Genomic DNA, 18,638 nt, shown 5'->3' on the forward strand with positions numbered 1-18,638 from the left:
GGGGGGGCCCCGGGGGGGGGGTGGGGGGTTTCGGGTCGGGGGCGCGCGTGGGACCGTACCCCCCCAAACCCCTCGCCCCCCCGCCACTCCCGTCGACGGAACGTTCCGTCGACGGGCGCCGTACATACACAGATACCCTTGACACGTGACCGACGCCCAAGAGACCGCAGCAGACACTTCACTGCGAACCACCGGGGGCGCTCCCCCGGACGACGTCGCCCCGGCGCCGACCCCCTTGCTCGAACCTCGCGAGGGCATTCCCCCGGTGGTGGCCTCGGACGACGCCCTCGCCCGGGTGGTCGCGGCCTTCGCCGCAGGCACCGGTCCCGTCGCTGTCGACGCCGAACGCGCATCCGGCTACCGCTACGGCCAGCGCGCCTATCTCGTGCAGCTGCGCCGCGAGGGTGCGGGCAGCGCGCTGATCGACCCGGTCGGCTGCCCCGACCTGTCGTCGCTCGGCGAGGCGCTGCAGGGCAGCGAGTGGATCCTGCACGCCGCCACCCAGGACCTGCCCTGCCTGCGCGAAATAGGGATGACCCCCACCGGGCTCTTCGACACGGAGCTCGCCGGCCGGCTGGCCGGATTCCCGCGGGTCGGCCTCGGCGCGATGGTCGAGAACGTGCTCGGCTACGCACTGGAGAAGGGACACTCCGCCGTCGACTGGTCCACCCGCCCGCTGCCCGACCCCTGGCTCCGCTATGCCGCGCTCGATGTCGAGCTGCTGATCGATCTGCGCAACGCCCTGGAGGGGGATCTCGACCGGCAGGGCAAGCTGGAGTGGGCCCAGGAGGAATTCGACGCGATCGCCTCGGCGCCGCCCGCTCCCCCGCGCAAGGACCCGTGGCGCCGCACGTCCGGCATGCACAAGGTACGCCGTCGCCGTCAGATGGCGGTCGTACGGGAGCTGTGGAACGCCCGTGACCAGGTCGCGCAGCGCCGCGACATCTCGCCCGGCAAGGTGCTCGGCGACGCGGCGATCGTCGAGGCGGCCCTCTCCTTGCCGGCCAACGTCCAGGCCCTCACCGCCCTGCCCGGCTTCGGCCACCGGATGGGACGGCGGCAGCTGGAGCAGTGGCAGGCGGCCGTCGACCGGGCCAAGGCCCTGCCCGAGGCCGAGCTCCCTCAGCCGGGCCAGCCTCTCGCGGGCCCGCCACCGCCGCGTTCCTGGGCGGACAAGGACCCGGCGGCGGCCGCGCGGCTGTCGGCGGCCCGCGCCGCGGTGTCGGAGCTCGCCGAGCGGCTGCACATGCCGCAGGAGAACCTGATCACGCCGGACACCGTGCGCCGCATCTGCTGGGAACCGCCGAAGAGTCCGACGCCCGGCGCGATCGAGGACGCGCTCGTCGCGTACGGGGCGCGGCGCTGGCAGGTCCAACAGGTGGCGCCGCTGCTGCTCCGGGCGCTGGCCGAGGCCGCCTGAGCGGTTTCCCGAGGTCGGATTCGGGCCAGGTTGGGCGGCCCGCGGCGGCCGCACCGTGTCGCCGATCGCCGGGCGGGCTCATTGCGAGCCCGCCCGGCGATCGGCGTTTCCGGCCTGTCCGGCCTGTCCGGCCTGTCCGGCCCGTCCGGCCTGCCCGGCCTGTCCGGCAATGGAGGGTGAATCGGCCGCGCGCCCGCCCCGCCCGCATGTGACCTTCACCCCTCCCGCCGTGGGGGGTGGGCAGTCTGGTTACTCACAAGTAGCATGAGGGTATGCGGCGCGCCTCTGGGGCGTGCTCCGCAGCAGTGCCATCCCGCACCCTGGAGGAGAGCCATCGTGCCTCGTACCATCCGGGACGTCGTCTTCGTCGACGGCGTCCGCACCCCGTTCGGCAAGGCGGGCCCGAAGGGCATCTACCACGAGACCCGCGCCGACGATCTCGTCGTGAAGGCCATCCGGGAGCTGCTGCGCCGCAACCCGGACCTGGACCCCGCCCGTATCGACGAGGTCGCCATCGCCGCGACCACGCAGATCGGCGACCAGGGCCTGACGCTGGGCCGGACCGCCGGAATCCTGGCCGGTCTGCCGCAGTCGGTGCCCGGCTACTCCATCGACCGCATGTGTGCGGGCGCCCTGACCGCCGTCACGTCGTCGGCCGGTTCCATCGCCTTCGGCGCGTACGACGTCGTCGTCGCCGGTGGTGTCGAGCACATGGGCCGCCACCCGATGGGCGAGGGCGTGGACCCGAACCCGCGCTTCGTGTCGGAGAAGCTGGTCGACGAGTCCGCCCTCTTCATGGGGATGACCGCGGAGAACCTGCACGACCGGTACCCGCAGATCACCAAGCTCCGCGCCGACGAGTACGCGGTCCGCTCGCAGGAGAAGGCCGCCAAGGCGTACGCCAACGGCACGATCCAGCAGGACCTGGTGCCGATCTCGGTGCGCCGCACCGCTGCAGCCGATAGCGGCTCCGCCGCGGGCTCGGCCGGTGAGACGGGCTGGGGCCTGGTCACGGCCGACGAGCCGATGCGTCCGGGCACCACGCTGGAGTCGCTCGCGGGTCTGAAGACCCCGTTCCGCGCCCACGGGCGCGTCACCGCCGGTAACGCCGCGGGGCTCAACGACGGCGCCACCGCCTCGCTGCTCGCCGCCGAGGAAGTCGCCCGCGAGCTCGGTCTCCCGGTCAAGATGCGCCTCGTCTCGTACGCCTTCGCGGGTGTCGAGCCGGAGGTCATGGGCTACGGCCCGATCCCGTCGACCGAGAAGGCCCTCGCCAAGGCCGGGCTCTCGATCGGTGACATCGGTCTCTTCGAGATCAATGAGGCGTTCGCCGTCCAGGTGCTCGCCTTCCTCGACCACTACGGCATCGCCGACGACGACGCGCGTGTCAACCAGTACGGCGGCGCCATCGCCTACGGTCACCCGCTGGCCTCCTCGGGTGTGCGTCTGATGACGCAGCTGGCCCGCCAGTTCGAGGAGCAGCCGAGCGTCCGCTACGGCCTGACCACCATGTGCGTCGGCTTCGGCATGGGCGCGACGGTCATCTGGGAGAACCCGAACTTCGACGGAGGCAACAAGTGAGCTCGACCAATGAGCTTCTGAAGGGTGCGGCCGAGCTGTTCCCGGGTGAGGTCGTCACGCAGGCGCACGTACGCCACCTCGACCTCCCGGCGGGTGCGGGCAGGTTCGCCCTCATCACTCTGGACAACGGCCTGGACCACACCAAGCCGACGACCTTCGGACCGCAGTCGCTGGCGAACCTGAACGCCGCCGTCGACCAGGTCGAGAAGGAGGCCGCCGAGGGTGCGATCACCGGTATCGGTATCACCGGCAAGCCGTTCATCTTCGCGGTCGGCGCCGACCTCAAGGGCGTCGAGCTGCTGAAGAACCGCGACGACGCGCTCGCCATCGGCAAGGGCGGCCACGACGTGTTCCGCCGCCTCTCCGGTCTCGCGGTCCCGACGTTCGCGTACTACAACGGCGCGGCGATGGGCGGCGGTGTCGAGGTCGGTCTGCACTGCTCGTACCGCACCGTCTCCAAGGCGCTGCCCGCGTTCTCGCTGCCCGAGGTCTTCCTCGGTCTGGTCCCCGGCTGGGGCGGCTGCGCCCTGCTGCCGAACCTGATCGGCGCCGACCGCGCGGTCTCGGTGATCATCGAGAACTCGCTGAACCAGAACCGCCAGCTGAAGGGCAAGCAGGTCTTCGAGCTCGGGATCGCCGACGCGATCTTCGAGGGTGCGGACTTCCTGGAGCAGTCGCTGATCTGGACCGCGAACGTGCTGAACGGCACGGTCACGGTGGAGCGCCCCGAGGTCGACCGCGGTGACGCCTGGGACCAGGCCGTCGCCCGTGGCAAGGCCATCACCGACTCCAAGGTGCACGGCGCCGCCCCGGCCGCGTACCGCGCGCTGGAGATCATCGCCGCGGCGAAGGACGGCGACCTGAGCGCCGGCTTCGACGCCGAGGACCAGGCCCTCGCGGACCTGATCATGGGCGGCGAGCTGCGCTCCGGGATCTACGCCTTCAACCTGGTCCAGAAGCGCGCCAAGCGCCCGGCCGGTGCCCCGGACAAGAACCTGGCCCGCCCGGTCACCAAGGTCGGCGTCGTCGGCGCCGGTCTGATGGCCTCTCAGCTGGCGCTGCTGTTCCTGCGCCGCCTGGAGGTGCCGGTCGTGCTGACCGACATCGACCAGGAGCGCGTCGACAAGGGTGTGGGCTATGTCCACGCCGAGATCGAGAAGCTGCTCGGCAAGGGCCGGATCAACCAGGACAAGGCCAACCGCCTGAAGGCCCTGGTCACCGGTGTGCTGGACAAGGCCGAGGGCTTCTCCGACGCCGACTTCATCATCGAGGCCGTCTTCGAGGAGATCGGCGTCAAGCAGCAGGTGTTCGCGGAGGTCGAGGCGGTCGCCCCGGCGCACGCGATCCTCGCCACCAACACCTCGTCCCTCTCGGTCAGCGAGATGGCGTCGAAGCTGCGGCACCCCGAGCGGGTCGTCGGCTTCCACTTCTTCAACCCGGTCGCGATCCTCCCGCTGCTGGAGATCGTCCGCGGTGAGAAGACCGACGACGCCTCGCTGGCCACGGCGTTCGGTGTGGCTCGGAAGCTGAAGAAGACCGCGGTGCTGGTGAAGGACGCCCCGGCGTTCGTCGTCAACCGCATCCTCACCCGCTTCATGGGCGAGATCCAGAACGTCATCGACGAGGGCACCTCGGTCGAGGTCGCCGAGAAGGCCATCGAGCCCCTCGGCCTGCCGATGTCCCCGCTGGTGCTCCTCGAGCTGGTCGGCCCGGCCATCGGTCTGCATGTCTCCGAGACCCTGAACCGCGCCTTCCCGGACCGCTTCACCGTCTCCGAGAACCTGGCCGCGGTCGTCAAGGCCGGCAAGCGCGGCTTCTACGTCTACTCCGCCGAGAATCCTGCCAAGCCGGAGCTGGACCCGGAGGTCGCCGCACTCCTGAAGCAGGGCGACACCGTCCTGTCCGAGGAGCAGGTCCGCGACCGCGTCCTGGACGCGGTGGCGCAGGAGATCGGCCTGATGCTGGACGAGGGCGTCGTCGCCGAGGCCCAGGACATCGACCTCTGCCTCATCACCGGCGCGGGCTGGCCCTTCCACCTGGGCGGCATCACGCCGTACCTGGACCGTGAGGGCGTCTCGGAGCGGGTGAACGGCAAGAAGTTCCTGGAGCGGGGTGTGGCGAGCGTTCCGGCGTAACTGCCGATTTCCCCGCGGACGGGCCGTACGAGATCATTTCCCGTACGGCCCGTCCGCGTCGGGCCATGGACGAGCGGGAAGACCGGATCATGCTGCCTCCTGTCAGAACACTGCTCAGAGGAGCCTTGGCCCGCTTCCCGCTCCGCTGGCCCGTCCTGATGGCCTCGGCCCTGGTCCTCCTCGTGTGGTCGAACCCGCTTCTCACCACGCACGCGAGGCCCTCGGACCCGGCACCGGGAGAGTTGCGGATCGCCACCTGGAACATGTGCGGTGTACAGCAGTGGAACTGCCAGAACACCGGAAGCGGCGCACAGAAGATCCGGGCTCTGAAACGGCTGGCCACGGCCGACGGGGCACGGGTGTTCCTGCTGCAGGAAGTCTGTGCCGGGGACCTCGCTACCGCGCGGAGGGAGCTGGGGAACGGCTGGCGCAGCACCTTCCGGCCTTACACCTTCCGGGACGCCGAGGGGCTACGCACCGAAGTACGGTGCGGGGAGCACCGCCAGGGGCCTGCCGGGCTTGCGATCCTCGCCCTCTCATCGTTGGCCGGCGCCTCGGCACTGCCCACACAACAGCCGGCTGTCGGACTGCATCGGGGAATCCTCTGCGCCACAGTCGCCACCCACAGAGTTCGGGTGTGCAACGCACACCTCAGCCTGCCCGGCAGCGACCGGGCGCATCCGAACTGGGAGTTCCGCGACGACCAGTTGAAGTCGCTGGTGGTTGCGGCCACTGAGCGCACGGTGTTCGGCGGCGACCTGAACATCGCTCCGCCCTCGGCCGCGAACGAAAACCGCCGGATCTGGCCCGCGGAGGCCTACCTCCGCTATCGGGAGTGCGACCAGGCGTCGGCCTCCTCACGCGGCGGCAGGGCCACACTTCTCTCCGGTCACAAGGTGGACTATCTGTTCACTGCGCTGCCGCGAACCCACTGCTCCGTGCGCGCGACCGAGGCGTCGGACCACCTCGCGCTGATCATGCAGATCGCGACCGTCTGATCCGCTGCTTCCCTGCCCGGCAGCGGTGAGTCAGTAGCGGGGAGCGGTGTGCTGCTGCGGCGTAGGTGAGGCGTAGGCGTTGACCACGCCGAACGTCACCACGGTCCGCTGCGACTCGTTGCCGGCCGTGTCCACGGCATGGCACTCCACGGTATGGGGCCCCTCGGTCCAGGACCAGCCCGACTCCCAGGACCAGCTGCTGTCCGGCGCAACCTGGGCCATACCGAGACGCATACCGTCCTCGACGAACTCCACCCGCACCGCCCCGCGCGCATAACCCATGAGGGCGATGACCGGTCCCGGCACCTGCTGGCCAGGGGCGGGCACGGCGACCACCGGCCCGGGGGCGGGCTGCGCGGCGGTGGGCCGCGTGGCCTGCATCCCCTGACCCGGAGGTGCGACCGACCCACTGTCACCGCTGTCGATGGGCCGAGTCCGTTCCTCCGGCGCCGCGGCCACGGTGAACGCGGCCTCAGCGCGCTGCGAGTGGTAGCCGGCCAGGTCCACCCCGAGTACGCGGACAGCGTGCTTGCCCACGCTCCAGGGCCGGCCGAGGTCCCACGTCCACGAGCCGTCAGCCGCGACCTCGGGCGCACCGAGGAACTTGCCGTGCTCCCATATGCTGAGCCGCGCAGCGCCCCGCGCGGAACCGGTGAACGTGACCGACTGTCCGTGCATCGTCTGCCCGGCGGCCGGAGTGAATATCACCGGTGCGGCGAAGTCCTCCTGCACCTGAGAGGTCGCCTTGAGGTAGGCGTCGATGGCGGACCTGTCGGCGTCGGGCCGCTCGCCGCCGCTGCGCACGAAGCCGTACCTCGGTGCTATCCCGTCGATGAGGAAGTTCACGAGCCCCATGAGGACGGGGAGGTTCCTGCCGGTCACATGAGCGTGATCGACGATGTGAGGGGAGTCGCTGAAGATGAAGTTGAGGTTTTCGTAACCCCCGAAGAGCGACAAGAAAGGTTCCACCTGGTCCTTGTACTGCTCGTCCTGGGGTGACGAGAGCAGGTAGATGTTGGCGTTCCTGTTCGCCCCCGCCCGCACCAGGCTCGGGATGGCGTCGTCGATGATACGGGTGTTCTGCTCGGTGACCTCTCCCATCATGTGCTGCGCGATGGAAGGGTACTGAAGTACGTAGGTGCCGATGCGGAATTGCGGAACCATCGCCACGATGTTCCGGAACCCGTACTTCAGCCCGAAGTAGAGCGCGGCACTGCCGCCCTTGGAGCCGCCCCACATCGTGCACTGGTCGGGGGTAAGGCCCAGCGAGTTGAGAACGTTCGAGATGAGGCCGGCGACCGACTGCTCCAGCCCGAAGTCCATGCCCTTGCAGAGGTAGTAGCTGTTCTTGCCATGGAACCGATCACGGATCCACAGGACATTCGACCGAAGAGTGTCGAACACACCGTTCGACCATCCGTAGTCCCCGGGGACCGAGAAGTTGGCGAAGACGACTACCAAGTGCTGATTGCCGTTCCTGGCGTGCGAGAAACGGTACTCGACCGGGAACGGCCCTGAAGCATCGATACCGGTGTGGAGGACGCGGCCTGAGGCTGCTTTAGACAAGGCTCCGGGGTTCCAATCTCGTACAGAGCGGGCGCACACGGCGTGTGCCGGTTCGCGGCGGCTCAGGCGTCACCGTGTACTCTCGGCGCGACGTGAAAAGAATCATGCATGCTTCACCGAAAACGAGAGATCGTTGTCGTCGGTGATATATGCGACCGTTCTGTGCGCGACACCTAGGTCGGACTGGTCCAGTGACGAGGGGAAACGGTCGGTCTGCTTACGGCGGATGATGTCACCGCCGATGCGGCCGGCCCGCGCCGCCGGGACTCCGGCCCCTACCCCGATCCACAGGTCCCAGATATCGGTGGCACCGATGCGACGGGCCAGGAACTCCCGGTGTGGAACGGTGAAGGTGATCTCGGTGGCTCCGAGGAGCTGGACCGGAACGGCGAACTCCACGCTCTTGTCGGTGCGATGACGCAGAACCGCTTGGGGCAAGGCTCCGCCCGGCGCCGGCTGCGGGAGCAGAAGGCTGGCATGAATCCGGGTGCCGCCTTCCCCTACTACGACGTGCCCGATCTCCGCATGGGCGGCTCGATACCACGTACGCAGGGCAATGAAGTCGTCGATCGTTCGATAGGGAATGGCAGAGGACACCCCCCGCCCGTCGAGCCAGGGGGCCTGTCCGCTGAGGTGCTGGGTCTCCACTCCCTCGGCCACGATGCGCTCGTCCAGGCCGTCGGGGGTTCGCAGCCGGAGGTCCCACGTGCCCTCGTACGGACGCAGCAGGCGAGGATCGATCGTCACCTCCGTCCACAGCTGCCCCCGGGCGTCCTTGATGAGCGTCCCCGGGACCAGCGGGACCATGCGGATCTCCGGGCTGTCGCGGAGCTTGATTCCCACTTCGTAACCGGTCGCGGCCTCGCCGGTGACCTTCAACTGAAGCCGGAACGCTCCTCCGGGGGCCGCGATGAGACGCCCTTGGGCCAAGATCCGCGACACAGGCCGCACCGATCGGCGGACGCGGTTGGTGACGAGGTGGTCGAAGAGTTCCTCGTACCGCTGTGCGATAACGTCCGGGGCGAAGCGATACGCATTCTGCCGGGCCGCCTCACTCATGCGTCGGCGCAGCTGGTCGTCATTGATGATCGCCAACAGGGCCTGGGCCACCGACTCGGGGTCCCCCGGCACGGCCAGGAAACCGTCGACCCCGTGCTGGATGATCTCGCGGGGCCCCAGCGGGCAGTCGGTGCTGACCACCGGGAGGCCAACCTGCATGGCCTCGACGATCGTCATGCCGAAAGACTCGTTGTCCGAGGTGACGGCAGCGATCTCGCCCTTGGCCCACTCGGTCTCCATCGGTGAATGCGCGCCCATCAGCCGTACATGGTTGTACAGCCCACGCTCCATCACGAGCTCGCGCAGGGCCTGCTCTTCCTTGCCGGAGCCGTAGATCCGCAGACTCCAGTCCGGCCGATTGCGGACCACGGTCTCGAAGGCGCGGACGAGAACGTCGTACCGTTTGACCTTCACCAGTCGTCCTGCGGCCACGACGATCCGCTGGCCGCTCTGCGCGGGCATCACGCTCGGCAGAGTTACCGGATTCGGGATGGAGAGAATCCGGGACGCAGCATGCGGCAAAACCTTTTGATAGATCTCGGCATCGGCATGGGACACGGTCACAAAGGCGTCCATATCCGGGATGATCTGATTCTGTCGCTCGCGCTGCTCCGGGATCTGCGAGTCGTGCGTCAGGTGCTCCTGACCGATCTTGAGGTAGTCGCGTTCGCCGAAGTGCGACAGATACATGAGCAGAACAGGCCGGGTGGCTATGACGACCTCGGCGCTGGTCCCGTCCAGGTAGTGGCCGATCCGCTGGTCCGTGAGCGCGTTGTACAGCTGCGAGAACGACGCACTGCGCGGGCTCACGACTGACGGCTGACGGGACAGCTGGTGGTCCTTGTCCGCGCTGTTGGCACGGATGTCAACCAGCGGAGTCAGCCGGACCCCGGGCTCCAGATTCCCCTGTGGAGTGTCACGAGTGCGGAACACGGAGACGATCTCGACCTCATGGCGCTTGGCAAGCGCACCGGCCAGGTTGAGGGTGGCACTGACCGTGCCGCCGATCCCATAGGCGTCATGCAGCAGAAAGGCGATCTTCACAGACGTCGGTCTCCGTGGTCAGGCGGCGCGTGCCGCACGAGGGGCGAGTTCGAAGCAGCATCGGGCTGCGCCGCGGGACAGCCACCGCCTCACATGATCACTCCCTCGTAGACACGCTCGCCGGGAGCGCCTGCCATGCGTTGTGGTGCCGGCTGACGGATGTGCTGGTCCTCGACCGGGAAGGGCTGCCGAGGCTCCTGGCGCCGGAAAGACTGCGGAGACTCCTGGACCTGCTGTATCGGCTGCGTATGCTCCAGCATTCTTCGGACGGGAGCACGATGCCCGACCGGCACCGTGCCGACAGCCGGGGCCACGGCCCGATCCGGGGTGAGGTCGCCCCCGGCGACCAGAATGCGGTCTGCCAGACGGGCCGAGGCATATCCGTCGTCGAGATCGCAGAACTGGCCCTGGAACCAGCGGTAGCGATCGGCGTACATCACCTGGATGCGGTCGATGTCACGGACCGCCGAGATCAGCTCCGCCGACTCGGACACCAGTGGGCCCGGAGCACTGCTCGCGAAATCGAAGTAGAAGCCCCGCAGAGTGTCGCGGTAGTGGTCCAGGTCATAGGTGAAGAACAGGATCGGACGCCCAGTGTTGACGTAGTCGAACATCAGCGACGAATAGTCCGTGATCATCACGTCGGTGATCAGCGACAGATCGGCCATGTCCGGGTAGTCGGAGACATCGAAGACAAAACCGTCCCCGGCCCCCGGAACCGGGTCCACCACGTTCGGATGGCGACGCACCATCAGCACATGGTCGGCACCCAGCCGTGCACGAGCGTCCTCGAGGTCGATCCGGAAGTCGAACTTGTACTTTCCGGGAGCGTAGAACTGGTCGTCGCGCCAGGTGGGGGCATACATGATGATGCGCTTGCCGGCCGGCAGGCCGATGCGTCGCCGGATCTCCGCGGCCCTGCCCCCCGTTCCCGGGCGCCGCAGGAGGTCGTTGCGGGGGTAACCGCATTCGACCATCTCGCCGGGGAACTGGAAGGCCCGCTTGAGAATGGGAGTGGAGAAGCTGTTGGGGGACACCAGCATGTCCCAGTTCTGCACCTCCTTCGCGACCCGCTCCAGATACCGCTGGTCGGCAAAGTGCACCGCCTCGATGTCATGACCGATCTTCTTGAGCGGGGTGCCGTGCCAGGTCTGTACAACGACCTGCTCGGGACGCTTCTCGAACCAGTCCGGAAGGTGGTTGTTGGCGACGATGTAGCGAGAGGTCGCCAGTGCCTCGTACCACTCCTGGGACCACATGCGCACGGGCCGGGCCGTGGGCGGCAGTTCGACCTGGTCGTCGCGGACGACCCACAGGTGCTCCACGTCGACCCCTCGCCGGACCATCTCCTCATGGACGGCGCGCGGGCTGTCCGAGTACTGCGTGCCCTTAAAGGCGTCGAACAACACTGCCGGCTTGATCTCGCGACGACGAGCCTGCGGATAGGACTGGGTCCGCAGCAGCTTCTGCCGGTACGGGCCCCGTGCGTCCTCAGCCATCGCGGACCGGACGAGGAGCGAGAGCCGGTCGTACGCCTCCGCCTGGAGGTCGTAACCGCGCCCCCGCACCTCGATCTCCTGCGGGAAAGTGCCGATCAGATCCTGCTCGATCTTGAGCATGAGATCGGGAGACCGGTCGGTCGGGGCCACGGACGAAGGATCCTGTCGGCGCAAGTAGAAGTCCCACCGGCCGGCGGCCAGCGGGATGGCTCCCGCGAGTGTACGCATGGCCGCAGGAGTCACGACACAGCGGAAGCGGCGCCCGTTCCACTCCAGCGGTACGGCCCTCTCGGCACCGTGGGCCCGGGACCTGACCACCACATGGGCAGAACTATGCTCGGCCGGCGACAGCAGATCCGCGCAGGGGTAGTGGCCGATGAGTTCCAACGAGCCGTCCTCGTGCCAGCTGTGGTCGGTGACCATCGGCAGTACGTCACGCTCGAAGAGCACCACGTAGCCCGAGCCGTTCCGGTGCACGACGATCTCCCGGTCGCCCTGTTCCGTCTGCAGCTTCGCCGGCATGCGGTAGTGGCCGTCCGCGGTCTCCTCGGCCATCACCGGGTACAGCGGCGCCTTGCGGCCTTCCATGTACACGGTCATCTTCCAGCCGTTGCTGCCCATGGTCCAGGCCTGGGGTACGGACGTGTCCCCGTCGGCCCGCGAGCCGGGTACCAGGTTGCGCAGCGGAACACGGGTGACGAAGGTGCACCAGCCCTCGCCACCGGGCTTGAACGACAGCCAGGAGTCGTGCCGGCCCGCACCATTCATACTGACCACCCGGAGCTTGCCCCACTCCGGGACCTTCGGGCCCAGATAGACGCCGCTGAGCTCCAGGTTCTCCCCCACGATGCGGTGCCGGGTGATGCGGCAGCGGACGATCTCGACGCGGAGCTTCAGACCGCCCTGCACAAAGAGGGGGACGATGCGAGTGTTCTTGTCGACGTAGCGATACGGTGGATTGGCGGCCGTTCCCGCACCGCCCCGCCCGATGCTCTTGTACCGGAAGAGACCACGGCTGAACACGCCCGCGGCAACATCCCACGTCCCCTCGACCCACTCGCCCTTCTTCTTGAGCCGAGTGGTGTCGAACCGGCTCTCGAAGCCCGCCCAGTCGTAGCAGTAGCGGTTCTGGTTGGAGTGCTCGGTCGCCTGAGGGTAGTACGTGGTCTTCGCCAGGCTGATGATCTTGTTGCCGGTCTTCTTGTTCCGCAGCGCCAATGCCTTGGTCGACATGTGTCGCTTGTGCACGTTGATGAAGCGGACATAGGCCGAACCGGTCAGGGTCAGCCATTCGGCGTCCCAGCGAGCACCGGTGAGAGAGCTGTAGGGCGACAGTTCCTTGTCGAGCCGGTAGTCGCTCTTGTAAAGACCTGTCTTGCGGTTCCCCAGGTGCGGGTAATTAAGATACCGGTGCAGTCGACGGCGTACCGGCAGAGGCCCGCCCTTGCGTTCGAACTCGACGACGTCCAGCAGCTCGTCGAGCCGCCCCTGATGGACGAGCAGCCACTTCACCCGGGCGTCGGCGGGCAGTTCCTCGATGATGTCGCCGTCGGCCTCGCTCAGAAACTCCTGCGCCCAGTGCATGAAGGCGTCGCGGTATTCGTCGTCCGCGTCGGGGAGCACCTTCAGATGGAGCATGAGGTCGGACTTGAGGCAGGCGAGGTCGTACTTGCGCTTGTGCTCCTTGAACGAGCGTGACCGGTGCTGCCCCAGGAAGCGACTGACGGACATCACGGCGGCGACCCGGTCCCGCAGATTGTCGACCTCTGTGTGCCGCTGGGTGATGGACGGCGCCGCGCCGCCTTCCCGACGACGCCAGAAGTAGACGATATCGGTGATGACATCGACCTTCCGCGCCTTGAAGTGCGCGAACATGTTGACCCAGGAGTCCTCGTAGAGGACGCCTTCCGGAAACTGAATGAAGTGGTAGTCCCAGAAGGAACGGCGGAATACCTTGTTCCAGACGGTCCGGTCGTAGATCAGCGCCTCGAACCGCGTGATGTGGGTGCCGCGGCGGTCACGCTGCATCGGCCCCTTGTGCAGGGGTGACTGCCACTTCTTGGTGGAGTTCATCATCTGAACGTTGCCGGAGACGAAATCCGAACCGGACTCCGAGAGGGTCCGTATCAGCAATTCGTAGGCGTACTCGGGAATGACGTCGTCGCCGTCCGCGAACACCAAGAACTCGCCAGCCGGGTGCATGGCACGGAGCCCAGTATTCCGGGCGTGGCCGGGCCCCTGGGATTCCTGGCGTATCAACCGGAAGCGCGGATCTCGTGAGCAGAACTCCTGGGCTATTTCCGTGGATCGATCGGTCGAGCCGTCATCGATCATGATGACTTCGAAGTCCTGAAATGTCTGGCGAGCAATGGACTCCAGGCACTCGTCGAGGTATATCTCAACGTCCTGGAACGGGACGATGACACTCAGACGCGGCCCATCGGCCATGCTTCACACTCCAGTTCACGGCAGCGGTGAGCACCGGGCCACCACCAAGATCCAACTCTGCGCACTGCCCTCGCCGCCCAAGCCCCGTTGGCTCAGAGTCGGTCCCCTTCGATCGCCGGTCGTTCAACTCTCGAAGCTGTAGCACCAGACTCAAATCTTAAATGAACATTAAAGGATGTCAATGTGCGGGTCACGTGGCGATCCAGTCAGAACACTGGACTCGCGCACGTGATTCATGTCATGGCGTCGGCCGTACAACCATCCGACCACGGTAGGGACTCGGCTCATTCCTCTCGGAATCGCGACCGCGTCAAGACTCCGCCTCAGATGGCGTGCCACTCGTCGAGCGTCAGACCCGGTGCATCCGTCTGAAGAGCCAGTCGCGGAGCCCCGCCCTCACCGATCACTGCCATCACGAGCCGACCGAAGGCGTCGTGTGCCAACGCGGGGGTTGCCAGACAGGGCACCCCGGTGTCCGACCACCACACACCGTTGGCCTCGTTCTCGGTCACGCCGAGACCAATGGCAGCCGTGCCGTTGATTCCCCGGTGTGCCAGCACGGTGCAGTCGTACCCGTCCAGGGCCGCCCGGATCACCGCGTGCGGGCCGTCACCCGGGGCGCCGCCGAGGGCCATGGGCCAGGCCCCCGCACGGTAGGCCACGACACCGCCCGCGGGGTCGGTCCAGAAATAGGTGGCCCGGCCGGGTGCTGTCTCCAGCGCGGCCAGAGTGCCCGCCCGCACGGCGAGCCGTGACGGCTGAGCCTCGTTCCAGCCCCCACCGGCTTCCTTCTGCTGCCAGTGCAGCGTTCCGCCGTTGGTTGCCGCGAACATCTCGACGCCCCCGGATGCGAGCGCGACCGCCGTGGGAACTCCCCTGATGTGTGAGCCGCGAAGGTCCTCCCAGCCACGCCATTTGCCGTCGGCCCGCTCGCGGCGCAACATCAGTCCGCCGCCCGCGTTCCGGAGAGCGATGTGGACGTCGCCCGACTCGCTCACCACAGCGGTGGGGGCACCGATCCGATGCCCCCCTGCCGCGTCCTTGTGCGGATTGCCGAGCGAGTGCCACGCCGAGACGGGCCGCCCGGTCTGGTACTGGGTCGCGTACACGATGTCGGCGGTCACGGTGGAGCCGACGACGCGCTCACGCCGGCCGACGAAGTGGACGTAGGCATTAGCGTCCTGAACAAGGGACAGATGTGTCAGACGCCCCACCGTCGCCAGGTCTTCAGAGACCCATTCCCGGCCCCCCGGACGGTCCTGCGTCCAACGACGGAGACCGTCCTCGGTATGGACGTATGTGGTGAGACGGCCGTCCTTGCCACGGGTGAGCCAGATACCGTTCAACGTCTGCGCAGCAGGTGCGCCCTCTGAGATCGCGCGGGCATCACGTCCGAGCATGGTTCCGCCGTCACCTTTCCAGAACTGGCATCCGGTACATCACGCCACGGCATATCGCGAGTGCTTTCGAATCTGCCACATCTTAGACCCTTGCAACGAGGCGGCGTCCGGGGCTCGGAGCTGCGGTGATCGGCCCGTCCCGCCGACGGGGCGCCCCCGCACCACCTCAGCGGGCCGCCCAGCACTCGTACGCGCACTCGATGGACTGTCTATAGTTCTCATCCACCACAAAAAAATCGGACCGGCTCCTCCCCCCACCCGAGTCCAACTCCACCCAGGCCCTCACGGGCCACGAGATCAAGGGACTCGAGCAGGATGAGCCACGACGCCATGCCCCCGGGCCCCAGTGCCTCACGACGGGCGGAAGCAACGAACCACGGCCGCAAGAAGGAACAGAAGCGCAAGCACAAGGGTCTCAAGATCACCCTTGGCGTCCTTCTCGTGCTGCTCCTCGCCGCGGGCGGAACCGTCTGGTGGCTGTACAGCAACCTCGACGGCAACATCAAGGGCGTCGACATCAACAAGGCTCTGGGGGAGGACCGTCCGGAGAAGCTGCCGACCAGCGGTCAGAACCTGCTGGTTCTCGGCTCCGACTCGCGGGCCGGCGCCGAGAACAAGGAACTGGGCGGCGGTGGCAGCGTCAGCGGTGCGCGGTCCGACACCGCGATGGTGGTGCACATACCCGAGGGCCGGAGCAGGGCCGTCGCCGTGTCCATTCCGCGCGACACCCTCGTCACCCGGCCCGAGTGCACCAAGGCCGATGGCTCGGCCGTACCGTCGGCGAACCGCGTGATGTTCAACTCCGTCTACTCGCAAGTCGGTCCGGCCTGTGTGGTCAAGACCGTCGAAAAGATGTCCAAGGTGCGGATCGACCACTACCTGGAGATCAACTTCGCCGGGTTCAAGGATCTGGTCGACGCGATAGGCGGCGTCACCGTCGATGTTCCGCAGGACATTCACGACAAGTCGTCCGGCCTCGACCTCACGGCGGGCCCGCACAAGCTCGACGGCACCCAGTCGCTCGCGTACGTACGCACCCGGCACGGCATCGGCGACGGCAGCGACCTGGGCCGGATCGGGCTCCAGCAGCAGTTCATGCTTGCCCTGCTGAGCGAGGTCAAGTCGCAGGACCTGCTGGGCAGTCCGACGAACTCGTACAGGATCGCCAACTCGGCCACCAAGTCGCTGACCACGGACTCCGGGCTCGCCTCACTGAAGTCCCTTGCCGATTTCGGCCGGTCCATGAATGGTGTCGACCCGAGCACCATGGAAACGATCATGCTTCCGGTGGAGTACGACAAGCAGGACCCGAACCGTGTGGTGGCGGCCCAGCCGCAGGCCGGGGACCTCTGGAAGGCGATCCGCAAGGACGGCACGATCCCGGAGTCGGCGAAGAAGTCCCCCGCCACCGGCGGCTGACGGTCCGTGCTCCGGCCGGTGCGTGACACGCTTCCGGCATGCGGAGCGAACGCACTCTGGTGATTGTCGACGGGGCGAATGTGGTCGGTTCGGTACCCGACGGGTGGTGGCGGGACCGGCGGGGCGCGGCCGAGCGGCTGCGGGACTTCCTGGTCCCGTTCGCCGCGGCCGGTCTGCCCGGGCACCCTGGCCCCGTCGAGCTGGTGCTGGTCGTCGAGGGCGCGGCCCGCGGTGTCGCGTCGGTGCCGGGGGTACGGGTGGAGTCGGCGCCCGGGAGCGGGGACGACCTGATCGTCGAGCTGGTCGCGGCCGAAGCGGCTCGGTCGGCGGGCCACGGCTGTGTCGTGGTCACCGCCGACCGGGAGCTGCGGCAGCGGGTGGAGGCGTACGGGACTCAGTGCGCGGGCCCCCGTGCCGTACGGCCGCTGCCGCCGTCGCGTACGGACTGACTCACGGACGGCCGGTCTCGAGGTTGATCCGGCTGTGGCTGCGTCCGTACGCGAAGTAGATGATCACGCCGATGACCATCCAGATGGCGAACCGGAGCCACGTCTCGGCCGGCAGATTGAGCATCAGCCACACCGACGCGGCCACCGAGAGGATCGGGAGCGCCGGCACCCACGGGGTGCGGAACGCACGGTGCAGATCGGGGCGGGTGCGGCGCAGCACCATGACGCCCAGCGCGACGACGACGAACGCGAAGAGCGTGCCGATGTTCACCAACGTCGCCAGTTCGTTGATGCTGGTGAAGGCCGCGACGATCGCGATGATCCCGCCGAGCAGGATGGTCGGGCGGTACGGGGTGCCGAACCTCGGGTGCGTCCTCGAGAAGAACCGCGGGAGCAGCCCGTCGCGGCTCATCGCGAAGAACACCCGGGTCTGCCCCAGCAGCAGGATCATGCACACCGTCGTCAGGCCGACCGCCGCGCCGAAGCTGATGAACCCGGCGTAGACGGGATGGCCGACGGCCTTGAAGGCATCGGCCAGCGGGGCGCTCACCGACAGTTCGGTGTAGTGCTCCATGCCGGTGACCACCAGCGATACGGCGACGTAGAGCACCGTGCAGATGAAGAGCGAGGCGAGGATGCCGCGCGGCATGTCGCGCTGCGGGAGCCTGGTCTCCTCGGCGGCCGTCGCGACGACGTCGAAGCCGATGAAGGCGAAGAAGACGACGGAGGCCGCGGTGAAGATCCCCAGGACGCCGAAGTTGGTCGGTGCGTAGCCGAACATCAGCTGGATCAATGGCTCGCTCAGTCCGGAGCCGGCCGGCTGCGGCTGCGCCGGCGGGATGAAGGGCGAGTAGTTGGCGGACTTGATGAAGAAGAGCCCCGCGAGGATCACGATCATGACGACGACCAGCTTGATGGCGACCACGACCGTCGTGACCCGGGCGGAGAGTTTCATGCCGAGCACCAGGACGACGGTCAGGACGAGCACCAGAAGGAAGGCCAGGAGGTCGAAGCCGAATCCTTTTGCCGCATCCGTCCCGGAGAGCACGTCGGGCATGTGCCAGCCGACGTTGTCCATCAGCGAGCGGACGTAGCCGGACCATCCGACCGCCACCACCGCGGTGCCCAGGGCGAATTCGAGCACCAGGTCCCAGCCGATGATCCAGGCGACGAGTTCGCCGAGCGAGGCGTACGAGAAGGTGTACGCGGAGCCGGCGACGGGCACGGTGGAGGCGAACTCGGCGTAGCAGAGCGCGGCAAGCGCGCAGACGATGGCCGCGGCCACGAAGGCGAGGGCGGTGGCGGGTCCCGCCGTCTCCTTCGCCACTTTGCCGGTGAGGACGAAGATGCCGGTGCCGATGATGACACCCACTCCGAAGACCGTGAGGTCCAGGGCGGAGAGTGACTTCTTGAGCGCGTGCTCCGGTTCCTCGGTATCGCGGATGGACTGCTCGACCGTCTTGGTCCGGAACAGTCCTTCCTTCCTGGGTGGTGTGTCCTGGTGGGCAGTCACCGGCGTACCTCCACGCACTCGTCGTGTACGCCATGATTGGGACCCCCTCGGTAACGGAAGGCTCCGCACCGGGCGATTTCACGCGAATGGGCCGGTCGAACCACCCG

General features: G+C 67.6%; 11 protein-coding genes. 6 read left to right on the top strand and 5 right to left on the bottom strand.

The genetic code is table 11. The features are described from left to right. Positions 1 to 145: 145 nt before the first annotated feature. From AB0I23_RS31350 to AB0I23_RS31365, 4 genes are all read left to right on the top strand, one after another. A complete protein-coding gene (locus tag AB0I23_RS31350; protein ID WP_359114365.1) occupies positions 146 to 1,420 on the top strand; it encodes a ribonuclease D in 1,275 nt (424 codons plus the stop codon). A 336-nt stretch (positions 1,421 to 1,756) separates the two neighbouring features. Further along, on the top strand, positions 1,757 to 3,001 hold the full coding sequence (locus tag AB0I23_RS31355) for a thiolase family protein (RefSeq protein WP_359114367.1): 1,245 nt from the start codon (positions 1,757 to 1,759) through the stop codon (positions 2,999 to 3,001). Next, entirely contained in the window at positions 2,998 to 5,136 is a 2,139-nt protein-coding gene (locus AB0I23_RS31360; protein WP_359114369.1) for a 3-hydroxyacyl-CoA dehydrogenase NAD-binding domain-containing protein, read from the top strand. The genes AB0I23_RS31355 and AB0I23_RS31360 overlap by 4 nt, the downstream gene beginning before the upstream one ends. Before the next feature lie 65 nt (positions 5,137 to 5,201). Beyond that, positions 5,202 to 6,134: an endonuclease/exonuclease/phosphatase family protein gene (locus tag AB0I23_RS31365; protein ID WP_359114371.1), complete on the top strand. Its 933-nt coding sequence runs from the start codon at positions 5,202 to 5,204 to the stop codon at positions 6,132 to 6,134. Positions 6,135 to 6,164: 30 nt separating this feature from the next. On the opposite strand, the gene AB0I23_RS31370 is transcribed toward AB0I23_RS31365, so the two are convergent. The 4 genes from AB0I23_RS31370 to AB0I23_RS31385 all read right to left on the bottom strand — a co-directional run bounded on the left by AB0I23_RS31370 (position 6,165) and on the right by AB0I23_RS31385 (position 15,150). Further along, complete coding sequence (locus tag AB0I23_RS31370; RefSeq protein ID WP_359114373.1) at positions 6,165 to 7,700, bottom strand: hypothetical protein; 1,536 nt, start codon at positions 7,698 to 7,700, stop codon at positions 6,165 to 6,167. A 102-nt stretch (positions 7,701 to 7,802) separates the two neighbouring features. Beyond that, the gene (locus tag AB0I23_RS31375; RefSeq protein WP_359114375.1) at positions 7,803 to 9,803 is read right to left on the bottom strand and encodes a glycosyltransferase family 4 protein; all 2,001 of its coding nucleotides are present in this window, start codon (positions 9,801 to 9,803) and stop codon (positions 7,803 to 7,805) included. 89 nt (positions 9,804 to 9,892) lie between these two features. Continuing rightward, a complete protein-coding gene (locus AB0I23_RS31380; RefSeq protein WP_359114377.1) occupies positions 9,893 to 13,750 on the bottom strand; it encodes a bifunctional glycosyltransferase/CDP-glycerol:glycerophosphate glycerophosphotransferase in 3,858 nt (1,285 codons plus the stop codon). 323 nt (positions 13,751 to 14,073) lie between these two features. Beyond that, a complete protein-coding gene (locus AB0I23_RS31385; RefSeq protein WP_359114379.1) occupies positions 14,074 to 15,150 on the bottom strand; it encodes a hypothetical protein in 1,077 nt (358 codons plus the stop codon). A gap of 315 nt (positions 15,151 to 15,465) precedes the next feature. Here AB0I23_RS31385 and AB0I23_RS31390 point away from each other — a divergent pair, with 315 nt between their 5' ends. Continuing rightward, complete coding sequence (locus AB0I23_RS31390; protein WP_359114381.1) at positions 15,466 to 16,569, top strand: LCP family protein; 1,104 nt, start codon at positions 15,466 to 15,468, stop codon at positions 16,567 to 16,569. 38 nt (positions 16,570 to 16,607) lie between these two features. Continuing rightward, a complete protein-coding gene (locus AB0I23_RS31395; RefSeq protein WP_359114383.1) occupies positions 16,608 to 17,018 on the top strand; it encodes an NTP pyrophosphohydrolase in 411 nt (136 codons plus the stop codon). Between the two features lies 1 nt (position 17,019). On the opposite strand, the gene AB0I23_RS31400 is transcribed toward AB0I23_RS31395, so the two are convergent. Beyond that, the gene (locus tag AB0I23_RS31400) at positions 17,020 to 18,531 is read right to left on the bottom strand and encodes an amino acid permease (RefSeq protein ID WP_359114385.1); all 1,512 of its coding nucleotides are present in this window, start codon (positions 18,529 to 18,531) and stop codon (positions 17,020 to 17,022) included. Positions 18,532 to 18,638 lie beyond the last annotated feature (107 nt).

The organism is Streptomyces atratus (assembly GCF_040655115.1).
Lineage (GTDB): Bacteria > Actinomycetota > Actinomycetes > Streptomycetales > Streptomycetaceae > Streptomyces > Streptomyces atratus_D.